This window comes from Halopseudomonas pachastrellae, assembly GCF_900114765.1.
GTDB lineage: Bacteria > Pseudomonadota > Gammaproteobacteria > Pseudomonadales > Pseudomonadaceae > Halopseudomonas > Halopseudomonas pachastrellae.
The window spans coordinates 13,703-37,364 of the sequence record NZ_FOUD01000012.1; the positions used below are offsets into that span (position 1 = coordinate 13,703).

General features: G+C 62.6%; 19 protein-coding genes. 9 read left to right on the forward strand and 10 right to left on the reverse strand.

The features are described from left to right. Position 1: 1 nt before the first annotated feature. From BM116_RS10570 to BM116_RS10580, 3 genes are read right to left on the reverse strand one after another with little or no spacing between them, the layout of a single operon-like run. Positions 2-1,414: an N-acetylmuramoyl-L-alanine amidase gene (locus tag BM116_RS10570; RefSeq protein WP_083728695.1), complete on the reverse strand. Its 1,413-nt coding sequence runs from the start codon at positions 1,412-1,414 to the stop codon at positions 2-4. A gap of 10 nt (positions 1,415-1,424) precedes the next feature. After that, on the reverse strand, positions 1,425-1,898 hold the full coding sequence (gene tsaE / locus BM116_RS10575) for a tRNA (adenosine(37)-N6)-threonylcarbamoyltransferase complex ATPase subunit type 1 TsaE (protein WP_235846740.1): 474 nt from the start codon (positions 1,896-1,898) through the stop codon (positions 1,425-1,427). Continuing rightward, positions 1,895-3,397 (reverse strand): NAD(P)H-hydrate dehydratase, encoded by a 1,503-nt coding sequence (locus tag BM116_RS10580; RefSeq protein WP_083728696.1) that lies wholly within the window; start codon positions 3,395-3,397, stop codon positions 1,895-1,897. Before BM116_RS10580 ends, tsaE begins: the two co-directional genes overlap by 4 nt. 62 nt (positions 3,398-3,459) lie before the next feature. Here BM116_RS10580 and queG point away from each other — a divergent pair, with 62 nt between their 5' ends. Then, positions 3,460-4,527 (forward strand): tRNA epoxyqueuosine(34) reductase QueG, encoded by a 1,068-nt coding sequence (queG, locus tag BM116_RS10585; RefSeq protein WP_083728697.1) that lies wholly within the window; start codon positions 3,460-3,462, stop codon positions 4,525-4,527. On the opposite strand, the gene orn is transcribed toward queG, so the two are convergent. Then, the gene (gene orn / locus BM116_RS10590) at positions 4,517-5,059 is read right to left on the reverse strand and encodes an oligoribonuclease (protein WP_083728698.1); all 543 of its coding nucleotides are present in this window, start codon (positions 5,057-5,059) and stop codon (positions 4,517-4,519) included. The genes queG and orn overlap by 11 nt on opposite strands. A 91-nt stretch (positions 5,060-5,150) precedes the next feature. Between orn and rsgA the strand changes: the two genes are divergently transcribed. Further along, the gene (rsgA, locus tag BM116_RS10595) at positions 5,151-6,191 is read left to right on the forward strand and encodes a small ribosomal subunit biogenesis GTPase RsgA (protein ID WP_083728699.1); all 1,041 of its coding nucleotides are present in this window, start codon (positions 5,151-5,153) and stop codon (positions 6,189-6,191) included. On the opposite strand, the gene motB is transcribed toward rsgA, so the two are convergent. Both motB and motA read right to left on the reverse strand, forming a co-directional pair. Then, positions 6,185-7,243, reverse strand: a complete 1,059-nt coding sequence (gene motB / locus BM116_RS10600) for a flagellar motor protein MotB (protein WP_083728700.1) — start codon at positions 7,241-7,243, stop codon at positions 6,185-6,187. The genes rsgA and motB overlap by 7 nt on opposite strands. A gap of 3 nt (positions 7,244-7,246) precedes the next feature. Further along, positions 7,247-8,101 (reverse strand): flagellar motor stator protein MotA, encoded by an 855-nt coding sequence (gene motA, locus BM116_RS10605; protein WP_083728701.1) that lies wholly within the window; start codon positions 8,099-8,101, stop codon positions 7,247-7,249. Positions 8,102-8,210: 109 nt separating this feature from the next. Between motA and BM116_RS10610 the strand changes: the two genes are divergently transcribed. The 3 genes from BM116_RS10610 to asd all read left to right on the forward strand — a co-directional run bounded on the left by BM116_RS10610 (position 8,211) and on the right by asd (position 11,538). Further along, the gene (locus BM116_RS10610; RefSeq protein ID WP_083728702.1) at positions 8,211-9,785 is read left to right on the forward strand and encodes a hypothetical protein; all 1,575 of its coding nucleotides are present in this window, start codon (positions 8,211-8,213) and stop codon (positions 9,783-9,785) included. A 79-nt stretch (positions 9,786-9,864) separates the two neighbouring features. Then, positions 9,865-10,674 (forward strand): rhodanese-like domain-containing protein, encoded by an 810-nt coding sequence (locus BM116_RS10615; protein WP_090475149.1) that lies wholly within the window; start codon positions 9,865-9,867, stop codon positions 10,672-10,674. Positions 10,675-10,683: 9 nt separating this feature from the next. Then, complete coding sequence (gene asd / locus BM116_RS10620; protein ID WP_083725486.1) at positions 10,684-11,538, forward strand: archaetidylserine decarboxylase; 855 nt, start codon at positions 10,684-10,686, stop codon at positions 11,536-11,538. Here asd and epmA read toward each other — a convergent pair whose 3' ends face one another. Beyond that, positions 11,539-12,501 (reverse strand): elongation factor P--(R)-beta-lysine ligase, encoded by a 963-nt coding sequence (epmA, locus tag BM116_RS10625; RefSeq protein ID WP_083725484.1) that lies wholly within the window; start codon positions 12,499-12,501, stop codon positions 11,539-11,541. It abuts the gene before it with no gap. A gap of 69 nt (positions 12,502-12,570) precedes the next feature. Next, entirely contained in the window at positions 12,571-13,137 is a 567-nt protein-coding gene (gene efp / locus BM116_RS10630) for an elongation factor P (protein ID WP_083725482.1), read from the reverse strand. A gap of 106 nt (positions 13,138-13,243) precedes the next feature. Here efp and epmB point away from each other — a divergent pair, with 106 nt between their 5' ends. From epmB to BM116_RS10645, 3 genes are all read left to right on the forward strand, one after another. Continuing rightward, a complete protein-coding gene (epmB, locus tag BM116_RS10635) occupies positions 13,244-14,272 on the forward strand; it encodes an EF-P beta-lysylation protein EpmB (RefSeq protein WP_083725480.1) in 1,029 nt (342 codons plus the stop codon). A gap of 182 nt (positions 14,273-14,454) precedes the next feature. Then, the gene (locus BM116_RS10640) at positions 14,455-16,239 is read left to right on the forward strand and encodes a cyclic-di-GMP receptor FimW-related protein (RefSeq protein ID WP_083725478.1); all 1,785 of its coding nucleotides are present in this window, start codon (positions 14,455-14,457) and stop codon (positions 16,237-16,239) included. A 62-nt stretch (positions 16,240-16,301) separates the two neighbouring features. Continuing rightward, on the forward strand, positions 16,302-18,371 hold the full coding sequence (locus BM116_RS10645; RefSeq protein WP_083725476.1) for an EAL domain-containing response regulator: 2,070 nt from the start codon (positions 16,302-16,304) through the stop codon (positions 18,369-18,371). Between the two features lie 14 nt (positions 18,372-18,385). Here BM116_RS10645 and serB read toward each other — a convergent pair whose 3' ends face one another. Continuing rightward, positions 18,386-19,597, reverse strand: a complete 1,212-nt coding sequence (serB, locus tag BM116_RS10650; protein ID WP_083725474.1) for a phosphoserine phosphatase SerB — start codon at positions 19,595-19,597, stop codon at positions 18,386-18,388. Positions 19,598-19,759: 162 nt separating this feature from the next. Between serB and BM116_RS10655 the strand changes: the two genes are divergently transcribed. Continuing rightward, positions 19,760-21,307, forward strand: coding sequence for a hypothetical protein (locus BM116_RS10655; RefSeq protein WP_083725472.1), 1,548 nt, complete (start codon positions 19,760-19,762; stop codon positions 21,305-21,307). Between the two features lie 42 nt (positions 21,308-21,349). Here the strand turns inward: BM116_RS10655 and parC are convergent, their stop codons facing one another. After that, positions 21,350-23,632: a DNA topoisomerase IV subunit A gene (parC, locus tag BM116_RS10660; protein ID WP_083725470.1), complete on the reverse strand. Its 2,283-nt coding sequence runs from the start codon at positions 23,630-23,632 to the stop codon at positions 21,350-21,352. Positions 23,633-23,662: the final 30 nt, after the last annotated feature.

The window sequence follows — 23,662 nt, forward strand, 5'->3', positions numbered from 1 at the left end:
ATCAGCGTTCGTTCTGGACCAGCACACTGCCGGCCGGCACCTTGAGTACCTGGCCAACACGAATGCGGTCGGAGGAAAGGTCATTGGCATCGCGCAGACTGGCCAGCGACACCTGATAGATATTGGCAATGGCCGACAGGCTGTCACCCCGACGCACTGTGTGCTCGCGGGGCCCCTGCGCCAGGCGACCCTCGGCCTTCATGGCAGCCACACGGGTGCCCGGCGGCGGGTTGCGATGGAAGTACCCTTTTACACCCGTAAAGATGGCACGCGCCATGGATTGCTGGTGATCGCGAGTGACCAGCTTGCGCGCTTCTCCCGGGTTGGAGATAAACCCGGTTTCCACCAGAATCGAGGGAATGTCCGGCGACTTCAGCACCATAAAGCCGGCCTGCTCCACCCGGGGCTTGTGCAATCGGTTGATCTGGCCAACCGAGGACAGCACCTGCTGCCCCACGTCCAGACTGGCCGACAGCGTGGCGGTCATCGACAGGTCCAGCAGCACGCTGGCAAGCACCTGATCCTTGTTGTCCAGACTGACGCCACCCACACCACCGATCAAGTCGGAGCGGTTCTCCCGATCAGCCAGCAGACGTGCGGTTTCAGAGGTCGCGCCACGATCAGACAGGGCAAATACGGAGGCGCCATTGGCGCTGGCCCGTGTGAACGCATCGGCGTGAATGGAAACGAACAGGTCGGCGTTGTGCTGACGGGCAATTTCGGTGCGCCGACGCAGAGGGATGAAGTAATCACCGGTGCGCACCAGCTCGCCACGGAAACCCGGTTCGGCGTCGATCAGACGCTTGAGATCACGCGCAATCGCCAGCACGACTTCTTTCTCGCGCGCACCGCCGTGGCCAATCGCGCCCGGATCTTCGCCGCCGTGACCGGCATCGATGGCAACAATCACGTCACGGTCGCCGGCTTCACTGGCGGAGCGGGTCGGGGTTTGCGGTAACGGGGACGCAGTGGGCTCACTGGGCGTAGGCAGGCTGCCAGCCCGGCGCGGGCTCTGATCAAAAAGATCGACCACTAGCCGGTCGCCATACTGCTGGTTGGGCGGCAAGACAAAACTCTTGGGGTTCACCGCCTCGGACAGATCCAGCACTACGCGCAAATCACCACCGTCACGCGGTGCCGAGCGCAGCCCGGTGAGCGGCGTATTGTCCAGCTCAAGCCCACCGGTATTGGCGGTCAGCCTGGCGTTACTGATGTCGATGACGATACGTTCGGGGTTGGACAGGGTGAACAGGGTATGTTCAGCCGGCCCACTCAGATCAAACACCAGCCGCGTGTTGTCCGGCGCACGCCACAGGCGCACGCTCTCGATGTCAGCAGCCTGCGCCCATTGCGCAAGCAGACTGACGAGCACCACCACTCCCAGCAGAGGCAGCTGGCGTTTCCCCCCGGTCATGCGTATCACGCTAGCCTTCACTCCGCAGTTGTTGAATCCGTTGGCAGCTTGCCTGGCCGTGCGGGCTGACCCCGGTCAGCGTCAAACGCCGCCCCGCGCCCACGGCGTCAATGGTAATGGTCAGGTCTGGCCTTGGCAAAGCGCCAGCGCCCTTCTCTGGCCACTCGACCAGGCACAGGTTGTCGCCATCGAAATAGTCGCGCACTCCCAGAAATTCCAGTTCTTCAGGGCTGGCCAGTCGATACAGATCAAAATGATATACATTGACCGACCCAAACTCGTAGGGTTCAACCAGCGTGTAAGTGGGGCTTTTGACCGCCCCGGTGTGACCGAAAGAGCGAATGATGCCGCGACTGAGCGTGGTCTTGCCCATACCCAGATTGCCCTCCAGATAGACGATACCTCGCCCCTCCAGCGCCTTTGCAATCTGCGCGCCCAGATCGACCATGGCGTCGTCGCCGTTGGCCAGTAATTCCAGCTTCATACCACTCCCCGTTGATTCAAGACACCGCGTATGACCGGCGCCATTTCGCTCGCCATCAGACCGACTTCGCCAACCTTCTGCGCCAGGTGATCACCGGCCTGTGCATGCACCAGCACAGCATACCGCGCCGCCTGCGCAGCGGGAACGCGCTGAGCCAATAACGCACCCAGCAAGCCCGACAGCACATCACCCATCCCGCCGACGGCCATGCCCGGATTGCCTGCACTGCACAACGCCGGCAGCAGCCCTGCCGATGCCGGGCTGGCAACCAGCGAACCGGCCCCCTTGAGCACCGCGTGACAACCAAGCAGCTCGACCAGGTGCAGGACCGCCCGCAGACGATCCTGGGAAATATCTGCCGTGGCACAGCCCAACAGGCGCGCCGCCTCGGTTGGATGTGGTGTAACCACAGACAGTTCACCCAGCGCCGGCGGCTTGGGCATAAGCGCCAGCAGATTCAGCGCATCAGCATCAAACACCCGCGGCGTGTCTGCCGCAAGACAGACGGCCAGACACTGCTGAGCCCAGGCAGAGCGCCCCAGCCCCGGCCCCACCACCAGCGCATCGGCCTGCTGCACCAGCGCGCCCAGCTCCGCCGCGTCCGCCAGACCGTGCACCATGACCTCCGGATGCCGCGCCAGCAGGGGCGCGACATGTTCAGGTGCGGTCGCCACACTAACCTTGCCCGCACCCGATTGCAGCGCCGTCTCGGCCGTCAGCATAATTGCGCCACCCATCCCTGGGCCACCACCTACCAGCACCAGGTGCCCAAAGCGCCCCTTATGAGCAGACCGGGCACGCGGCGCAAGACAGTCCTGCCAGCGCTCCGACAACAGGTGTTCCAAGGTCGCCGGCACGCTGTCCGGCAGGGCATCAACCAAGGGCGCAAACAACAGCTCACCGCAGCAGTCTGGCCCCTGCCCGGTCAGCAGCCCCGGTTTGACACTGATAAAGGTTACCGTCATCGCAGCCTGCACCACCGCGCCCCACGGCACACCACAGTCCGCATCCAGGCCGCTGGGGATATCCAGCGCCAATACCGGACCACCGGCGCGGTTGATTGCCTCAATCGCCGCCACATAGCCCGCCCGCACCGCGCCTTGCAGGCCGGTCCCCAGCATGGCATCGACCAACACGCCGGCCAGCTCGTTATCGGCCTGCCAGGGCGTGATCTCGATGCCCGCATCTCTTGCCTGGCGCCAGGCCAGTGCCGCATCGCCCTGCAAGCGCTCCGGCGCGGATAGCGTGAAGATCGACACCTGCCAGCCGGCAGCCTGCGCCAGACACGCCAGCAGGTAGCCGTCACCCGCGTTATTCCCGGCCCCACAGAGCACTGTCATGCGGCGCTGCCGCGACCAGCGCTGCTGCACTGCACTCCAAGCGGCTGCGGCGGCGCGCTGCATCAACTCCAGCCCGGCAATGCCGCCAGCAATCAGCGCTGCGTCCAGCGCTCGGGTCTGGTCACGGGAATAAAGCACAGGGGGTAGTGATGCGAGCATGGATAGGCTCCCTTGAGGTCTGGCACAATTATAGGGAAGCCTGTCAACCAGCCCCAGCCGCCATGACTCCCCAGACACCAGATTATCAGCAGCTAGCCGAGCAGATTCGCCAACTCGCGCGCGAACTGGGCTTTCAGCAGCTGGGTATTGGTGCGGCAGAACTGGGCGAACACGAAGAGCACCTGCAACGTTGGCTCGATGCCGGCCACCACGGCGAAATGGAATGGATGGCCAGCCACGGCAGCAAGCGCACCCGCCCGGACGAGCTGGTGCCCGGCACCAGGCGAGTGCTCTCGGTGCGCATGGACTACCTGCCAACCGAGACAGAAATGGCCAAGCGCCTGGCCAACCCCAACGCCGCCTATATCTCACGCTACGCCCTGGGCCGCGACTACCACAAGCTGATCCGCCGGCGTTTGCAGCAGCTGGCCGAGCGTATCGAGACACTGATCGGCCCCTTCGGCTACCGCGCTTTTGTCGACAGCGCGCCGGTCATGGAGCGCGCGCTTGCCACCCGCTCAGGCCTTGGCTGGATCGGCAAGAACACCATGCTGATTAACCGCAAGGCAGGCAGTTATTTCTTTCTGGGCGAGCTGTATACCGACCTGCCGCTACCAATCGACGCCCCACAGCAGACCGAGCATTGCGGCAAATGCACCGCCTGCCTGACTGCCTGCCCGACTGACGCCTTTGTCGGCTCACATGTGCTGGACGCGCGCCGCTGCATTTCCTATCTGACCATCGAACTCAAGGGCGCCATCCCCGAGGACCTGCGCAAGCCCATGGGCAACCGGGTGTTCGGCTGCGATGACTGCCAGCTGGTCTGCCCCTGGAACCGATTTGCCAAAGCCACCCAAGAGACGGACTTCACGCCCAGGCACAATCTGGACCAGGCCAGTCTGGTCGAGCTGTTCCGCTGGGATGAAGCCACCTTTCTCAAGCGCACAGAAGGCTTACCTGTCAGGCGCATTGGCCACGAGCGCTGGCTGCGCAACCTGGCCGTCGGCCTGGGCAACGCGACCAGCAGCATCAACGTGATAGAGGCGCTGAAGCAGCGCCAGACGCACCCCTCGGCACTGGTGCGCGAGCATGTGGACTGGGCGCTGGCACAGCACAGCATCAATACTTGATGAAGTGCTCGCGGTAGTGCTGCAGCTCGGCGATCGAGTCACGAATGTCGTCCATCGCCAGGTGACTGCTCTGTTTCTTGAAGCCGTTCTTGACCTCGGGCGCCCAGCGTGAGGCCAGCTCTTTCAGAGTCGAGACATCCAGATTGCGGTAGTGGAAGTACTTTTCCAGCGCCGGCATGCCGCGATAGAGAAACCGGCGATCCTGGCAGATGCTGTTGCCACACATGGGCGATTTGCCTGCCGGTACCCACTCGGCAAGAAAGTCGATAGTCAATCGCTCGGCCTCTGCCGCACTGATCTGACTGTCGCGCACGCGCTGGGTCAGGCCGGACTGGCCGTGCTGGCGAGTATTCCACTCATCCATGCCATCGAGCAGCGCGTCCGGCTGCTTGACCGCCAGGCTCGGGCCCTCAGCCAGCACATTGAGTTCGGCGTCGGTCACGATGGTGGCGATTTCGATGATCACATCGTTGTCCGGATCCAGGCCGGTCATTTCCAGGTCGATCCAGATCAGGTTGTCAGGGTGTTGCATGGGAGCTCCTGCATGAGTGTTGGAGGCGCGAAACGCGCATTGGCTGCAGTATAACTGCTAAACTGCCGCCGATTATTCAGACTCCGAGCCCATGGCCAAACGACACCTTACCCGCCGCCAGAGCTGGCGCATTCAAAAGATTCAGGACGAGCGCGCTGCGCGCGCAGAGCGGCGCGCCGAAAAAGCCGAAGAAAGCCTGGAAGGCGGCGACCTGGGGCCCGAGCAGCCCGGTCTGGTGATCGCCCACTTTGGCGTGCAGGTGGATGTTGAAGCCACCAGCGGCGAATTTGCCGGCCAGATACGCCGCTGCTACCGCCGAGCCAATCTGCCCTCGCTGGTGACCGGCGATCAGGTCGTCTGGCGCGCCGACAACCAGCAGGGCGGCGTCATCGTTGCCCAGCAGCCGCGCCAGACCGAACTGTGCCGCCCCGACCAGCGCGGCCAGCTGAAGCCGGTAGCAGCCAATGTGGACCGGCTGATTATCGTTTTTGCCCCGCTGCCCACGCCGTACACCAACCTGATCGACCGCTATCTGGTGGCTGCCGAACAGGCCGGCTTGGAGCCACTGCTGGTGATGAACAAGTCGGACCTTCTGGCGGCAGCCGCAGACAGTGCAGAGCTGCTGCATTGGCTGGATGACTACAGCCGCCTGGGCTATCCAACACTGCTACTGTCAGCCGGCGCCGGCGACGGGCTCGACCAGCTGCGCAGCAACCTGCAAGGACATACCAGTGTATTTGTTGGCCAGTCCGGCGTGGGCAAGTCATCGCTGATCAACGCCTTGCTGCCAGGGCAGGACCTACGCGTCGGAGCACTGTCGGAAAGCACCGGCAAGGGCACCCATACCACCACGACAGCCAGGCTGTTTCACTTCCCTGATGGCGGCGACCTGATTGACTCACCCGGTATTCGCGAGTTTGGCCTGACGCATATCAGCCACGAGGAGCTGCTGGAAGGGTTTATCGAGTTTCGTCCCTTTCTCGGCCACTGCCGCTTCCGCGACTGCCAGCACCTGCATGAGCCGGGCTGCGCCCTGCTTCAGGCCGTTGAGAACGGTGATATTTCCGCCGTGCGCATGGCTAGTTATCGCCACATTCTGTCGACGCTGGACGACGGCGCAGACAGCTACTGATTCAGCCGGCGCAACGGCTCGGCATTATCAAACAAATTCAGTCGCCGTTGCTCACCCTCGGCGACGGGTGCCTGCGGGGCTGCCGGCTCGCTGGGCTCCTCTTGCGGTGGTGCGGAGGACGCAGGCAGCTCTGAGGTCTGCGCGGGCTGGTCGGCGGCAGAGGCCTCGGCGTCTGCCTCCAGCTCAAGCGGGGCTACCGTAGGCGCGTCGGCATCAGCCCCTTCCATTATCTGCTCTTCGGCATGGCGGTTGAGCACCACGATATCGATACGCCGGTTGATCGGGCTTAGCGGATCATCGCGATTGAACAGCGCGGAGTCGGCATACCCCACCACCCGCGCCACCTGCTCCTCCGGGTAGCCGGCGGCCAACAGAGTGCGACGCGCAGCATTAGCGCGATCGCTGGACAGCTCCCAGTTTCCGTAGCCGCGGCGCCCCACATAAGGCTGGGCGTCCGTATGGCCGCTGACGCTGATCTTCTTCTTGACCTTGGCAATAGTGTCGCTCAGCGACAGGAGAATCTCTTCAAAGTACGGCTGCAGCTGCGCGCTACCGCTGGCAAACATCGGTCGATTCTCCGCATCGACAATCTGAATACGCAGCCCATCCTGGGTAATCTCGATCAAAATCTGGTCCTTGAAGCGCTGCAGCACCGGCTCGCTGTCGATCTGGTTCTGCAGCTCTTGCAGCAGCATCTCCATATCCCGGCGCTCCGCCTGATCAGCCAGCTCGCGCGCGGTGTCCTCGCTGACCTCTTGCTGCCCGGTCTCCTGCGGGGTCTGATTCAGCGTGGTCTGGGGTGCAACTTCAGGGGAGCCGCCCAGATCAATCGCCCAGGGACTGCCGCCCTCGTTAAAACCGATCGGGTCGTTGAAGTAGCCAGAGATACTGCGCAGCTGCTCAGGGGTGGCAACCGTAATCAGCCACATGACCAAAAAGAAGGCCATCATCGCTACCGCAAAGTCGGCAAAGGCGATTTTCCATGAGCCGCCATGGTGCCCGTGGTCCTTGCGGGTGACCCGCTTGACAATAATAGGTTGGTTATTGTCCACCGCTTAGCGTCCCTTGACCGAGTCTTCCAGCTCGTTAAAGCTCGGGCGATGCTCCGGCAACAGGGACTTGCGACCAAATTCGACCGCCAGCGCCGGCGGCAGCCCCTGCGCACTGGCCACCAGGGTCATCTTGATCGCCTCGTAGGTATTGGCCTCTTCATGGGCGACATGCCCCATCGCGGTGGCAAACGGCCCGACAAAGCCATAAGCGGCAAGGATGCCCAGGAAGGTCCCGACCAGGGCGGTGGCAACCTTCTCACCAATCTCTGCCTTCTCGGCATCACCCAGAATACCCATGGTGATCACAATACCCAGCACCGCAGCAACGATACCGAAACCGGGCAAGGCGTCGGCCACCCGGGTAACAGCATGGGAGGGCTCCTGCAGCTCTTCGCTCAGGGCCGAGATCTCTACGTCAAACAGCGCTTCGAGTTCGTGCGGCGCCATGTTGCCCGAGGACATGATGCGCAGATAGTCGCAGATGAACTCGGTCATGTGGGTGTCTTTGAGAATGGCCGGATACTTGCTGAAGATAGGGCTCTCGGCCGGCGCCTCGACATCCGCCTCGATAGCCATCATGCCCTCACGACGGCTCTTGTTGAGCACTTCGTACAACACGCCCAGCACATCCAGATAAAACGCCTTGTTGAAGCGATGACCAAACAAAATGGCCGGCCCGGCGGCCATGGCCTTTTTGACCACGGCGCCGCTGTTGGCGACCAGAAACGCACCAAAGGCAGCGCCACCGATGATCAATATTTCAAAGGGATGCCACAGGGCCGCAATATTGCCGCCAGACAGCAAAAAGCCACCCAACACGGCGCCGATAACTACAACAAAACCACCAATTTTCAACATAGATCCGTGTCATCCCGAGCGATCAGGTGCGCAAAACAGCGCGGGGCAGCAAAACGGCTGCCTTTCAGGGTATAGTCGTGCAAACGACTATTATAAAGCCGCGACGCGCATGAGCACACACCCCGACATCAACGCTTACACAGAGGTTATCGGCGATCTGCGCCAGAAGCTGAATGCCTGCGTGCTACCGATTACCCCTGGCCAGCGCGACCACCTGCTCGAGCAGCTTGGTAGCGACCTGCTGAGCATTACCGAGTTGACGCATCAGCTCATGCGCGTGCCGGTAGCGGCACTGCATATCTGTCGCCAGGCTGGCGAGGCGGCGCGCAAACGCGATGTCGACGTGCTGACGCTGGAACAGGCCTGCTCACTGCTTGGCACCCAACGTCTGGTCACCTTACTGCGCGAGCTGCCCGTGGTTGAGCACGACCAGTTGCCCCGCCCCTACCGTCAACTGCTCAGTATCAGCGAGCATGCTGTAGGCCAGGCCCAAGGGCTGTTCGCCAACCGCATCGCGCGACTGTGGCAGGAAATGTCTCTGGCAACACTGCTGTTTCTCTCGCCGCTCTGGGCCCTGACCTACCTCAAGCCGCACCTTTTTGAGCAATGGGATCGCCTAAATCGTGGCGCATTGCCGGAGGGCGTAACCCGCACCCAGATCGCTGCCACCACCACCGCCGGGTTTCAGTTGGTGCAGCTGGTTGCTCAGGACTGGTGGCTACCACCCTGGATACTGCAGGGCTACCGCTCCCTAAACGATAACCGGCGCACCATGGTCAAGGCGCTGCACGTGGCCCGCGACAGCGCCCACCCTCAGGAGCAGCAGGCGCGCCTGGACGCCGACCGCGAACTGTACCGCTGGCTGACGCAGCCAGCCAATGGCGTGCTGATTTCCAGCGGCCTGGCCCTCGGCGCGCACAGTAATTGGTACACCAGTCACACGCTGCGCTGGCAGCAACTGGCCGCGCTCTATCTCAACTGCGAGGTCCCCAAGGCCCAGCGCCTGAGCCACGAAAGTGCCGTCGACAACGCTCGCCTGCAATACCACCCTGACACCGCTGACTTGTGCCTGCCGGCCGCCACGCTACCCTGGACCGAGCAACCCGCCGCCATCGAGCAGCTGTCTTCCACGCTACCGCAACAAGGCAGCGAGCCGGAGCAACCCGCTCGCAACCGCGCCAGGCCGGCGCACTGGCGCGCTTTGTGCCTGCAGCTCAGCGCAACACCGTCGCCGTTCACGCAACTGGGCGCGGTGATCGACTGCGCCCAACAGGCCCTGCAGGAAGGGCTCGGCGCCGAACATAGCTGGATCGCGCTGGTGCACGGTGCCAGCGGGCAATTGGTTGTACGCAGCAGCGCGGGATTCCCCGCCGAGCTGTTCGCGGCGGGCAGCCGGGTCGGGCCAGGCAAGGACGGCGTATGGCTGCGCTGGTTGAATTCCGCGCACTGCCACAGCGTCAGTGCCCGTCACCTGCAGTTCAACCAATTGCCGGCAGCGCTTCAGCGCCACCCTTACACCGAGGCGTTTCATTTAGCCCCGGTGACACACAACCAGCAATTGCTGGCACTGATCTTCGTTTCTGGTGAGCAGGGCAACCCGCTGAGCGAGCAGCGCCAGCAGGCCCTGGTCAAGACGGCGCAGTGTCTGCACAAGGCATTGGTAGAATTCAAACGCCGCGCCTGACAGACCAACCCTTGTGGCGCGCCACGACTGGCTCTAGCATTCACCCTTTTCCGGCCCGGAACTCCAGGAGACCCATCCCATGGCTCAAGCCACCTTGCCGCTACTGATCGAACCACGCGACCTGACGCTGCCGATTGACGCTCGCACAACTCGCCTGGTTGACCTGTGCAGCAGCGACCAATACCTGGCCGGGCATATTCCGGGTGCTGTCCACCTCGCCCCGTCGCGCACCACATCTCCTGCCCCGCGTCCGGGTCCACTTCCGGGTATGGCAGAGCTGCAGGCAATTTTTGCCGAGCTAGGGCACCACGATGACCTGCACTACATTGTCTATGACGACGAGGGCGGCGGCTGGGCCGGGCGCTTTATCTGGATGCTCGACTGCATCGGCCATCATCAATACAGCTACATTAACGGCGGCCTCAAAGCCTGGATCGCTGACGGTCTGACGCTGGAGACAGCGCCCAACCAGGCCGAATCCAGCGCGCTGCAACTCGAGATCGAACGCGATCACACAATCACGCTGAGCGACTTGCTGGCCGACCTGAACAACCCCGAGCGGGTCATCTGGGACGCGCGCTCACCGCAGGAATACCGAGGCGAGAAGGTGGTGGCCAGCAAGGGCGGACACATCCCTGGCGCCATCAACTTCGAATGGACCGCGGGCATGGACCCGACACGCGGTCTGCGCCTGCGCAGCGATCTGGCCGAGCAGCTGCAGCAACTGGGCATCGTGCCAGACAAGGAAGTGGTAACCCACTGCCAGACCCACCACCGTTCGGGCTTTACCTACCTGGCGGCCAAAATTCTCGGCTATCCGCGCGTCAAAGCCTACGCCGGCTCGTGGTCCGAGTGGGGCAACCACCCCGACACTCCTGTTGAATCCTGAGGAAAGCGCATGTCAGACCGTCTGTTTATCCTGTTTCAGTACCTGTTGCCGCACCATCTGCTGTCCCGCGCAGCGGGCTGGCTGGCCAACTGTCGCTGGAACTGGGTCAAGAACCCCTTTATCAGCTGGTTCGTCAAACGCTACGACGTGGATATGAGCCAGGCGCTGGAAGAAAACCCCACGGCCTACCCCAGCTTCAACGAGTTTTTCACCCGCGCCCTTAAGCCCGACGCCAGGCCGCTGGACGACAGCCCCGGCGCCATTCTCTGCCCCGCTGACGGCGCCATCAGCCAGCTCGGCAAGATCGAGCACGGCCGCATTTTTCAGGCCAAGGGCCACAGCTTCAGCGTACAGGAGCTGCTGGGCGGCGATGCCCAGCAGGCTCAGGTCTTTCAGGGCGGCGAGTTTGCCACCGTCTACCTGTCGCCACGCGACTACCACCGCGTACACATGCCGCTCGGCGGCACGCTGAAAGACATGATCTACGTGCCGGGCAAGCTGTTTTCGGTCAATCAGTTAACGGCAGAAAACGTACCCGAACTGTTCGCCCGCAACGAGCGCGTGGTCTGCCTGTTTGATACCGAAGCCGGCCCAATGGCGCTGGTGCTGGTTGGCGCCATGATCGTTGCTTCAGTCGAGACCGTCTGGGCCGGCCTGGTCGCACCGCCCAGCCGCCAGCTGCGCAGCACCCGTTACGGCGAAGCTGCGCCCCAGCTGGACAAGGGCGCAGAAATGGGCCGCTTCAAGCTGGGCTCCACCGCCATCGTACTCTTCGGGCCGGACGCAGCGCGCTGGAGCGACACCCTGAAAGCAGGTGATACGGTCAGCATGGGACAAAAAATGGGTACGCTTGGCGGCGCCTGATCAGGCCCGCCCGGCATCAAAGGCAATAACCTCGGCAATAGTGCTGGCGCCCAGCGCCAGCATCACCAAACGATCAACTCCCAGCGCCACCCCGGCGCACGACGGCAGACCAGCGCGCAAAGCGTCGACCAGAGGCAAATCGATTGGCAACGCAGGCACGCCCAACGCTTCACGCTGCCCCTGGTCGGCCTTGAATCGGCGCAACTGCTCATCGGCGTCGGTCAGCTCAAAGTAGCCGTTCGCCAGCTCCATGCCCTTTACAAACAGCTCGAAGCGCGCGGCGGCCGGCACCCGGTCATCACCCTCGACTATTTGCGCCAACGCCGCCTGCGAGGCCGGAAAGGCGTACACCATGGTGGGCGCCTGCAATGCCGGCTCAACGCATTCAGCAAACAGCAGATTGAGATAGCCGTCGCGGCTCAGCTCGCCAGCAAAGCCGCAGCGCTCCGCTGCAAGCCTCTGCAGATCCGCATCAGAGCAGCCGTGCACATCCAGCCCGGTATGCTCGGCAAAGGCGTCGGCATAGGTGATGCGGCGCGCCGGCGCGCTTTCAAGTACCGCACAGACCAGCGCATCGACCTCATTCATCAACTGATGGTGATCAAAGCCGGGGCGATACCATTCCAGCATGCTGAATTCGGGGTTGTGCCGGCGACCAATCTCGCCGTTACGAAACACCTTGCAGAGCTGCCAGATCGGGCCACTGCCGGCGGCCAGCAGGCGCTTCATCGGATACTCCGGTGACGTATGGAGGTACAGCGTGGCGGCCTGACCGCCGCCCTCGGGCACAAAATCCGTGGCAAAGGGATGCAGGAACGGATCACTCACGGCTGCGTGTGACAGGCTCGGGGTATCCACCTCCAGCACGCCGCGCTCAGTAAAAAACTGGCGAATCTGGTTGATGATGCGCGCGCGCTGGCGCAAGGCATCGATGGTTGCGCTGGGTTGCCACGCTCGGCTCATGTTGCTTACCTCGATTTGCAGACACAAAAAACCGGGGCCAGGCCCCGGTTTCTTCAACGATCTGAGTCGTTATGCGCGACCAACGTACTCGCTGGAGCGGGTATCAACTTTCAGCACATCGCCGGTGTTGATGAACAGCGGCACCTTGACCACGGCACCAGTAACCAACTTGGCCGGCTTGTTGCCGCCGCCAGAAGTGTCGCCACGCACGCCCGGATCGGTCTCAACGACTTCCAGCTCAACGAAGTTCGGCGGCGTCACGGCGATCGGCGCGCCGTTGAACAGAGTCACGGTGTAAACAACCTGCTCTTTCATCCAGTTCATGCAGTCGCCAACGGCCTTCTCATCCGCACCGTACTGCTCGAAGGAGCCGTCGGTCGCCATGAAATGCCAGAACTCACCGTCGGTGTAGAGGTATTCCATTTCACGATCCATCACGTCAGCGCCTTCCAGGCTGTCGCCCGACTTGAAGGTACGCTCGTTGACGCGACCGGTTTTCAGGTTACGGACCTTAACGCGGTTAAACGCCTGGCCTTTGCCGGGCTTGACGTATTCGTTCTCGAGAATCGAGCACGGATCACCGTCCAGCATCACCTTAAGACCCGGTTTGAATTCGTTGGTAGAATAGTTGGCCATACAAGTTCCCACTTTCAATTAAACGGATGATCCGAAGCGCGCCGCACCACACAACGTGCGGGGCATTCAGTCGGACACCCTGATACCCATGCGCGGAAAAACGCCAATGATACATGCTTCTGCAGTTCGTGTTGAGCCTGCCAGCTGGCAAAATCTGCTCGCCTCCAGCATCACCGACCCGCGCACCCTGCTCAGCCGTCTGCAACTGGACCCGAATCTGCTTGAAGGCACGCTGGCTGCCGCCCGGGACTTTGCCCTGCGCGTCCCCGAGCCTTACCTTTCGCGCATCCGCCCGGGCGACATCAACGACCCGCTGCTGCGCCAGGTGCTGCCGCTCGGCGTTGAGCTCGATGAGCAGCCGGGCTACGTCGTTGACCCCCTGGGTGAGCAGCATAGCAACGCCCGCCCCGGCATCATCCACAAATATCACGGCCGCCTGTTGCTGGTGGTCAGCGCCGGCTGCGCGGTCAATTGCCGCTACTGCTTCCGCCGCCACTTCCCCTATCAGGACAACAGTCTCAGCACCGCCGAGTGGGACGCGGCGCTGGACTACATTCGCCAGGACGACAGCATCAGCGAAGTCATTTACAGCGGCGGCGACCCGCTGGCCGCCAACGACCGCCGCCTGGCCTGGCTGACCCGGGAAATCGCCGCCATCCCCCACGTGCGCAGACTGCGCATCCACACTCGGCTACCAATCGTGATTCCGCAGCGCATCACCCCCGAGCTGATCGATGCGCTGTGCGGCACGCGCCTGCCGGTGACCATGGTCTGGCACTGCAACCACGCAGCCGAACTCGACGAGCAGACCCGCGATGCCGCCAACCGCCTGCGCCAGGCCGGCGTCACCCTGCTCAACCAGGCGGTGCTGTTGCGGGGCGTCAACGACACCCTGTCGGCACAGATAGCCCTGAGCGAAGCACTAGGCGACAGTGGCGTATTGCCCTATTATCTGCATTTGCTCGACCACGTACGCGGCGCCAGCCACTTTCTGGTGCCCGACAACCAGGCGCAAGAGCTGGTCGGACGTTTGCTTACGCGCTTGCCCGGCTACCTGGTACCCAGGCTGGTGCGCGAGACCGCAGGAGAACCCGCCAAGGTTCCGGTCAGCGTAAACCTGGTGCATGACCTATAAATAATCAGAGGATTTGGCAGTAGCGCATGGCAGGTCGCGACTCGGCTTCTGCACTTAGCCAGTTGAGGACTAAGCTGCTACAGTGTTTTCACAGAAGACAGAACCCTTCAAGTGCCACGGATGAGCAGCCCACCACAGCTGCCACGGCCCGGCCGGAAACGCATGTACTGGATACCACTGTTATGGATAGCACGACGCAAAAAATGCACTTGCGCATACCTCAGCAAACGCTCAGCAGCCTGAGCTTCGCCGAGGGTACCGAGAAGGGCATCACCCAATGGCTGGCCAACCTCCCCAAGGCCAACATCGGTGAAACTGCCCGCCAGCTTTATCAAGGACTGATCGAGCTGAACCAGTACGAGGTAGCCCCGGATCGTCGGCTGGCTATGCTCGAGCGTATTCGCCCTGAAGTTCACTACGTCTGTTCAGCGCTATCCAAGTACTATCTTGGCCAGTCGATCGTGCTGGAAGACAAGCCCCGCAAGGTCGCGAACCTGTCGCAGTCACTGCAGAACCACCTGGCCAATGGCTACAAGATCGTGGTGGCGCAGGAGCGCAGCATCAAGTCGCGCGACCACAGCACCCTGATGACACTTGCCCTGCAGCGCTCCATTCGCGGCCTGTGCGGTCCGCTGCTGCGCGCCTTCCAGCTGTACTGCCCGGTCGCAGACGGCATCTGGCTGGAACTGCATCAGCTGTATCAGATGGCTCGCAAGCGCAAGCTGCACCAGACCCCGGTCAATGACACCGAAAGCGCCAACAAGCAACCGCTGAGTATTGAGCAGTGCTACCTGGTGGCGCTGCTGATGGGTTCGGCGCGCCCCAACCAGATGCGCCAGAGCGCCATGGGCCGCCTGTTCGCCACCCTCGAAGACTGGAGCAAGCATGCCCGCCTGGTTGACCCGGATGACAGCAAGGCGCTGTTCATCATCAACCCCGACATGGATTGCCCGCCGCGCTACAAATCACTGATTCGCGGCGAAAGCTTGGACAACAGCCTGGGCCTGGATACCCGAGCCCTGGTCAGCAACATCAAGAATTTCATGCTGGAAGGTAACGACTATTCCGGCGACCTGAACATCCCGGGCACCCTGGGCATCGAGCTGCTGCAGCACGTGAGCCAATCCTGGGGCGACCTGGCCGAGCGTACGTTCAACCGTATCCCGAGCCAGGGCCAGCTGCGAGTCAGCATCGGCATGAGCGCCACGCACTTCCGCATTGCGGGCAAAGCCTTTGCGCGCATGATCGACGCCACGGAAGAAGAACTGAACCCCTTCTCCGAGACCGCCCAGCGCTCCAAACAAGGTGGCTGGACAGGCGCCTTTGACGGCGGCGCCTCGGTCGAGTGGAGCGGCGGCAATATCGAGCAGATTGATTACGGCAGCAAGGCCGATGGTGACGACGAAAGCGACGACACCTACCCGATCCACAGCCTGCCGATCGTCAACCACAGCCCCGGCGGCTTCTGCCTGACCTGGCCCAAGGACGTACCCAAGCAGCTGCAGGCTGGTGAATTGCTCGGCGTGCAAGAAGCCAACGAACAGGACTGGAGCCTCGCGGTCGTGCGCTGGATTCGTCAGGTGCGCGGCGGCGGCACACAGATGGGTATCGAGCTTATCGCCCCCCACTGCACGCCCTGCGCAGCCAAACTGATTCGCAAGACCGGCGAGCCAAGCCAGTACCTGCGCGCCCTGCTACTGCCCGAGGTTACCGCCATCGACCGGCCGGCGACCATCATCACCCCGCGCCTGCCCTTCCAGGTCAACAGCAAGATCAGCATCCTGCAAGGCGGTAAGGCGGAACGGGCTCACCTGAACAATCGGGTTACCGCAACCGGCAGTTTCAGCCAGTTCGAATACCACCTGATCGAACAGCCACGGGAAGAGAAGCCTCAATCTGAGACCGAAGGCGCATCTTTGACAATCGCTGTCGAGGATGACTTTGACTCACTCTGGAAGTCTCTGTAGATTCAGTGCTCTGATATATCAACAGGCTGCGCAGTCAGGCAGCCTGCACTCCCCGGAAGACCATGGCCAACGATAAAAAAGCCATCAGGCTGCTGATCCTCGACGACTCGCAAAACAACGCTGAGCGTCTGGTTAGCCTGCTTCGCAATGCAGGGCACGCCACCCGCGCCCATCGCATCACCTCAGCCGAAGACCTGCAGGAATGTCTGCAGCAAAACTGGGATCTGTGCCTGGCCCAACCGGAAACCAGCTTCATGACCGCCGAAGACGCCGCAGCTCTGATCAAGCGGCAGTCGCGGGATGTACCGCTGATTCTGCTCAAGCCCGGCATTGATATCGACATGCGCACCAGCGCCCTGCGCTGCGGCATGGCAGACGCCCTGCCACAAGACGCCGAAGCACTGCTGACGCTGATTGTCGACCGCGAGCTGGTCAACCTGGAAGCACGCCGCCAACGACGCATCGCCGAGCAGAACCTGCGCGAAGCGGAAAAGCGCTGCCAGTTGCTACTCGACAGCTCGGTGGATGCCATCGCTTACGTGCACGATGGCATGCACATTTACGCCAACCGGGCCTACAGCGAACTCTTTGGCTACGAAGACGCCGATGACCTGGCCGCCGAACCCATGGTCGGCCTGATCGATGCTGACGATCAAACCGCGTTCAAGGATTTTCTGCGCCATCACAACGATCAGGGCGGCCAGAACGACCTGCGCTGCAAGGCCGTTGACAGCAGCGGCAAGCGTTTCCCCGTTCGCCTGAGCTTCTCGCCTGCCAGTTACGACGGCGAGCCCTGCACCCAGGTGGTCATTCGCGCCGAGACCGCCAGCGCCGAGTTTGAAGAAAAGCTTAAGGTTATGGCCAGCCGCGACCTGGTGACCGGCATGTTCAACCGCGCCTACTTTCAGGAGCAACTCGACACGGTACTGGATCAGGCGGTGCGCCAGGGCGTTGCCAGTACGCTGGTGTACCTCAGCATCGACGGCTTCAGCAGCCTGCAGGCCGATATCGGCATTGGCGCGTCTGACCTGCTGCTGACCGATCTGGCGCAGCTGCTGCGCAACCATTTCAGTGAAGAAACGCTGATGGCGCGCTTCGCCGATGACGCCTGCAGTATTTTGCTCGAGGGCCAGGAGCCCGCAGCGGCGATGGCACAGCTGGAAGCGCTGCGCAGCAAGCTCGAGGGCTACCTGTTTGAGTCTAACGGGCGCACTGTACGCATCACCGTCAGCATGGGCGTGGCCGCCATCAGCGAGACCAGCGCCAACCCGACTGAAGCTATCGACCGCGCGCACCGCATCGCCGACCAGCTGAGCACCGATGGCGGTAACGCCATCAAGGTGTTTGATCCACTTGAAGAGCTGGCCATGCAGGCCAACCGCGGCGATCTGATTGCGCTGATCCGCCACACGCTGGAGACCAATGGTTTCCGCCTGCTGTTTCAGCCGATCATCAGCCTGCGCGGCGATGAAGCCGAGAACTACGAGACTTTCTTGCGGCTGCTGAACAGCAAGGGAGAAGAGGTACCCGCCAGCGAATTTCTGCCGGCGGCAATGGAGGCCGGCCTGGCTCTGGAAATCGACCGCTGGCTGATCAGCCGCGCGGTGAAACTGCTGAGCAACCACCGCAGCAAGGGCGCCGAAACCCACCTGCTGCTGAACCTCAGCGCCGCCAGCCTGCAATCACCCGACATGGTTCAATGGATCGCAGCCATCCTCAAGGAAGCGCGCCTGCCAGCCGACGCCATCATCTTCCAGTTCAACGACGCCGACATCAACACCTACCTGAAACAGGCCAAGGTGCACACCGATGCGCTGCGCCAGATACACTGCAGGGTCTCGATCAGCCACTTTGGCGGCGCGCTGAACCCTTACGCCTCGCTCAAGCATGTGCAGGCCGACTACATCCAGATCGACGGCTCCTTTACCCGCGACCTGTCCACTGCCGCGGCGGTAGATACCCTGAAAGAGATGATCAGCGCGCTGCACAACCAGGGCAAACTGACCATCGCGCCCTATGTCGATAGCGCCACCATGATGCCGACCTTGTGGCAGGCCGGCGTCAACTACATCCAGGGCTCCTACCTGCAGGCGCCCAGCGACGCCATGAACTACGACTTCAGCGCCGAATAACCCATGGCGCCTTTTCAGGCGCCATCGCGGTCGCGAAAGCCCAGCAGATACAAAATGCCATCCAGCCCCAGGGTCGAGATGGCCTGCTTGGCAGACTGTTTGACCAACGGCTTGGCGCGAAACGCCACACCCAGCCCGGCAATAGACAGCATTGGCAGATCGTTGGCGCCATCGCCAACGGCGATGGTCTGCTCCAGGCTGATCCCCTCCTGCTGGGCCAGTTGACGCAGCAGCTCAGCCTTGCGCTGACCGTCTACAATCGGCTCCTGAACCTCACCCGTCACCAATCCGTTCTCGACCGGCAAGGCGTTGGCATAGACGTAGTCGATACCCAGGCGCTGTTGCAGGCGCTCGGCAAAATAATTGAATCCGCCTGAGAGAATCGCCGTTTTGTAGCCCAGCCGCCGTAGCTGAGCGATCAGGGTTTCTGCGCCTTCGGTCAGGCGCAGCGACTCGGCAATGCTGTCGAGCGTGGAGACTGGCAAGCCCTTGAGCAACGCCATACGCTCACGGAAGCTGGCACGAAAATCCAGCTCGCCACGCATCGCTCGCTCAGTAATTTCCGCCACGGCCTCACCCACGCCAGCCGCCTTCGCCAGCTCATCAATGACCTCGGCGTCGATCAGAGTGGAGTCCATGTCAAACACCACCAGCCGGCGATTGCGGCGGAACAGGCTGTCCTGCTGGAAGGCGATGTCTACACTCAGCTCCTGGGCAATGGCCAGGAACTCGGCGCGCAGGGCTGCAGCATCCGCCGGCTCACCGCGCACCGAAAACTCGATGCAGCCCTTGCCCTGATCTTCAGGCAGGCCTTCAGGGATACGCCCGGACAAGCGGTCGATATGGTCGATATTGAGGCCGTAGCGAGCGGTGATCTCACTCACCCGTGCAATGTGCTCGGCAGTGACGCGACGGGCCAGCAGGGTCACGATATGCCGGGCCTTGCCCTGCCCTTCTACCCAGCGGCTGTATTCCTCGGCGCTGACCGGCGTGAAACGCACTTGCTGGTCCAGTTCGTAGCCTCGAAACAGCACGTCCTTGAGCACATCAGAGCTGCCCTGTCCGGCCGGCATCTCTACCAGAATCCCGAAGGACAGGGTGTCATGAATCACGGCCTGGCCGATATCCAGAATGTGGACCTGCGCCTTGGCCAGCAGGCCGGTGATGGCAGCAGTCAGGCCCGGGCGATCGGGGCCAGTGATGTTAATCAGGACAATTTCCTTCAAGACGCACACTCCGGCAGACGAAACTGGCAGTTATTCTACCCGCATTTGGCAAACAGCTCACAGATCAGCCTTTTTCCGTATTTCCTGAATAGCTATACTCGCCCAACGCGCCGCCGCCCGGTCACATCAGGGTGCCGCCTCCGCCACCAGTCGAGTCTTGCCTTGAGCCGCCCAACTTCTACCCCCGACAATCTCTTTTTACGCTGCTACGCCAATCTGCGCCGCCGCTCCCTGACACTGGCCGGCGCCCTGCCGCTGATGGTACTGGCCCCCATGCTGCTGATGCTGATCCTGCTGCTCTGGCTCGGCAAGGTGCAGTTGAATCAGGACATCGCCCAGCAGGCGGACCGCACAGGCAGCGCCCTGGCCAGACAAATCTCCGCCTCGGCTGCCGAGCCGCTGGCGGCCGAAGACCGTCTCAGCCTGAACATGCTGCTGGCTCAGTGGGCGCAGAACCCGATGATAGCCCATGTCAGCCTGTACTCCCCCAACAACCGGCTACTGGCCGAGGCCGGCAGCGAGCCGCCGCGTCATCTGCGTGCACCGGGCCAGGGCCGCTACCCCGCAGCCGTCCACCTGCAAGATCAGCTCGCCGGCCAGGTGCAACTGACCCTGAGCGCTGCGCCCTTTTCCCAGCCTGCCCAGCAACTGCTTGAGCGACTGATCTGGGGGCTACTGCTTATTGGTGGTGTCGGCGGCCTGCTGGCCTGGCATCGCGCACGGGAGCTGTCTCGTCAGCTGTCCGCCCTGGCCGAGTGGGACAATACGCCAAGCTACCCGGCTCCCGGCTATCGCCGCCGAGACGAGCTGGGCGAGCTGTCACGCGCCCTGCTGGCCCATCGCGGCCTGCTGCCAGAGCCTGAACCGGAGCCTGTAGCAGAGCCGGAACCCGAGCCCGAGCACATCCCGCTGGTAACGCCCGCCTATATCGAGGCCGCGGACAACCTTGGGGCCGAGGGCGCCACAGTTTCTGCTACAGAGGCGGAGCCGGCCGACGACAGCCAAACCACAACGGCGAGCGAGCCTGAGGTGACAGAAGCCACCACAGCTAGCGACAACGACGATGTGACGGACGACGCTCCTATCGAGGGCGAGGACGAGGGTCAGGACGCAACTGAGCCAGCCCCTGAACCGGCTCGCCAGGCCATGCTGGCGGTGCGTCTGGGCAATCAGGAGGCGCTGCGCCGCCTGCCACGCGAGCGGCTGATGACACTGCTTGAGCGTTATCGCCAGCAGGTGCAGCGGGCCTGTCAGCTGTACGGTGGTGAACAGCACACCCTGTTCGATGGCACCAGCGTCCTGCTGTTTCGCGACACACCCGAGGCCGGCGGCGCAGAGTTGAAGCACAGTCTGTGCTGCGGTGAGTTGCTGCGCGTGCTGGGCCACGACCTGCAGATCGAAATTGCCGACACCGGTACCGCGCTGCACCTGCAACTGGCGTTGGGTCATGCTGCTGGACTGGTCGGGCTGGATGAAAAGGCGCTGGGTGAACACCCTGCCTGTCAGCAGGTGCTGGAGCAGTTGCAACACAGCCGCAACCTGCTGCTGGTGGACGCCGAACTGGCTGCCAGCACGCCGCTGCGTCAGTGCGCCTCAACCAGGCGACTGGCCAGCCAGCCTGGCACCTTCTGTATCGAACGCCTGCTTGAGCCGTATCAATCGCTGCTCGAACGCCAGCTCAGCTCACTGTACAACCAACGTCAGGCCTGAGCCTGCGCTGGCTGTACAGCACACACCGGTCAGGCGTTGCCGTCAGCCTTCGTCGGCCGGCGTACTGACTGACGGCAGCTCTACCGCCACCTCGTCAACCTTCTGGAAGCCGCGCGGCAGCTTGTTACCGCGGCGGCCACGCTCACCGCTGTAATGTTCCAGATCAGCAGCCTTGAGGGTCAAGGTACGCTTGCCGGCGGTCAGCACCAGCTGCGCACCCGGCGGCAGCACGGCCAGCCCGGCGACAAACTCTTCGCGTGATTTAACCCGAGCAGAAGGCAGCGACAGGATCTTGTTGCCTTTGCCCTTGGACAATTGCGGCAGATCCTTGAGCGGGAACACCAACAGACGGCCCTCGTTGGATACCGCCGCCAGATGACTGCTCTGCGGGTAACGCACGCGCTGCGGCGTGAGAATGCGCCCACCCTCGGGCAGATTCAGCAGCGCCTTGCCGTTTTTGTTCTTGGCCAACATGTCCTCGCCCTTGACCAGGAAGCCATAGCCGGCATCAGACGCCAACAGGTACAGGCTCTCGTCCTCCGGCATCAGCACCGCATCAAAGCTGGTACCGGCCGGCGGGCTGAAACGCCCGGTCAGCGGCTCGCCCTGCCCGCGCGCGGAGGGCAAGGTGTGGGCTGACAGCGAATAGCTGCGCCCGCTGCTGTCGATAAACACCGCCTGCTGATTGGAGCGGCCACTGGCCTGCCCCAGATAGGCGTCGCCCGCCTTGTAACTCAGACCGGCGCCGTCAACATCATGCCCCTTGGCGCAGCGCACCCAGCCTTTCTCCGAGAGCACCACCGTCACCGGCTCAGAGGGCACCAGATCCGTTTCGGACAGGGCCTTGGCCTCTTTGCGCTCTACCAGCGGGGAGCGGCGCTCATCGCCATAGGTCTCGGCATCGGCAACCAGTTCATCGCGCACCAGGCTGCGCAGCTTGCGCTCGTCACCCAGCACGCTCTGCAAATGGTCACGCTCCTCGCGCAGCGCATCCTGCTCGGCGCGGATCTTCATTTCTTCCAGACGTGCCAGCTGCCGCAGGCGGGTGTCCAGAATGTAGTCAGCCTGCAGCTCGCTCAGATCAAACCGGGCAATCAACTCGGCCTTGGGATGATCCTCGGTGCGAATGATGTGAATGACTTCATCCAGGTTGAGGAAGGCCACCAGCAAGCCATCCAACAGGTGCAGGCGCGCCAGCACCTTGTCCAGACGAAACTGCAAGCGGCGGCGCACAGTCGCCACACGAAAGCCCAGCCACTCACTGAGCAAGGTCCAGAGATCCTTGACCGCGGGCTTGCCGTCGGTGCCGATCACGTTCATGTTGACCCGGTAGCTGTGCTCCAGATCGGTGGTGGCAAACAGGTGCTGCATCAGATCGTCCAGATCGACCCGGTTGGAGCGCGGCACAATGACAATGCGCGTCGGGTTTTCATGATCTGACTCATCACGCAGATCGGCGACCATAGGCAGCTTCTTATTCTGCATCTGTGCGGCAATCTGCTCCAGCACCTTGGCCCCGGAGACCTGATGCGGCAGCGCGGTAATGACCACCACGCCATCTTCTTTGTCCCAGACAGCGCGGCAGCGCACCGAACCGCGGCCGCTGGCGTACATTTTCAACAGCTCATGACGCGGGGTGACAATCTCGGCTTCGGTGGGAAAGTCCGGCCCCTGCACGTGCTCCAGAATCTCGTCCAGGCCAGCGCCCGGATCATCCAGCAGGCGCACACAGGCGGCAGCCACTTCTTTCAGGTTGTGCGGCGGAATATCGGTGGCCATGCCCACGGCAATCCCGGTGGTGCCATTGAGCAGCAGGTTGGGCAAACGGGCGGGCAGTACCATGGGCTCGTCCATGGTGCCGTCAAAGTTTGGCTGCCAGTCCACCGTGCCCTGCCCCAGCTCCGACAGCAGCACCTCGCTGTAGCGCGCCAGGCGAGCTTCGGTATACCGCATGGCCGCAAACGACTTGGGATCGTCCGGCGCACCCCAGTTGCCCTGCCCATCTACCAGTGGGTAGCGGTAGGAGAAGGGTTGCGCCATCAGCACCATGGCCTCGTAACAGGCCGAGTCACCGTGCGGATGGTATTTACCCAGCACGTCACCCACGGTGCGGGCCGACTTTTTGTGCTTGGAGCTGGCCGACAGCCCCAGCTCACTCATGGCGTAAACGATCCGCCGCTGCACGGGCTTGAGGCCGTCGCCGATGTGCGGCAGGGCGCGATCCATGATCACGTACATGGAATAGTTGAGGTAGGCCTCCTCGGTAAAGGACGCCAGCGAGCGACGCTCTACGCCATCCAGGCTCAGGTCCAGTCCATCACTCATGCATTCTCTCCACAGGTGGGCAACGCCGGG

Coding starts and splice junctions, on each gene's coding strand:
- BM116_RS10570 (WP_083728695.1), bottom strand. CDS start 1,414: ATGACCGGGGGGAAACGCCAGCTGCCTCTGCTGGGAGTGGTGGTGCTC.
- tsaE (WP_235846740.1), bottom strand. CDS start 1,898: ATGAAGCTGGAATTACTGGCCAACGGCGACGACGCCATGGTCGATCTG.
- BM116_RS10580 (WP_083728696.1), bottom strand. CDS start 3,397: ATGCTCGCATCACTACCCCCTGTGCTTTATTCCCGTGACCAGACCCGA.
- queG (WP_083728697.1), top strand. CDS start 3,460: ATGACTCCCCAGACACCAGATTATCAGCAGCTAGCCGAGCAGATTCGC.
- orn (WP_083728698.1), bottom strand. CDS start 5,059: ATGCAACACCCTGACAACCTGATCTGGATCGACCTGGAAATGACCGGC.
- rsgA (WP_083728699.1), top strand. CDS start 5,151: ATGGCCAAACGACACCTTACCCGCCGCCAGAGCTGGCGCATTCAAAAG.
- motA (WP_083728701.1), bottom strand. CDS start 8,101: ATGTTGAAAATTGGTGGTTTTGTTGTAGTTATCGGCGCCGTGTTGGGT.
- BM116_RS10610 (WP_083728702.1), top strand. CDS start 8,211: ATGAGCACACACCCCGACATCAACGCTTACACAGAGGTTATCGGCGAT.
- BM116_RS10615 (WP_090475149.1), top strand. CDS start 9,865: ATGGCTCAAGCCACCTTGCCGCTACTGATCGAACCACGCGACCTGACG.
- asd (WP_083725486.1), top strand. CDS start 10,684: ATGTCAGACCGTCTGTTTATCCTGTTTCAGTACCTGTTGCCGCACCAT.
- epmA (WP_083725484.1), bottom strand. CDS start 12,501: ATGAGCCGAGCGTGGCAACCCAGCGCAACCATCGATGCCTTGCGCCAG.
- efp (WP_083725482.1), bottom strand. CDS start 13,137: ATGGCCAACTATTCTACCAACGAATTCAAACCGGGTCTTAAGGTGATG.
- epmB (WP_083725480.1), top strand. CDS start 13,244: ATGATACATGCTTCTGCAGTTCGTGTTGAGCCTGCCAGCTGGCAAAAT.
- BM116_RS10640 (WP_083725478.1), top strand. CDS start 14,455: ATGGATAGCACGACGCAAAAAATGCACTTGCGCATACCTCAGCAAACG.
- BM116_RS10645 (WP_083725476.1), top strand. CDS start 16,302: ATGGCCAACGATAAAAAAGCCATCAGGCTGCTGATCCTCGACGACTCG.
- parC (WP_083725470.1), bottom strand. CDS start 23,632: ATGAGTGATGGACTGGACCTGAGCCTGGATGGCGTAGAGCGTCGCTCG.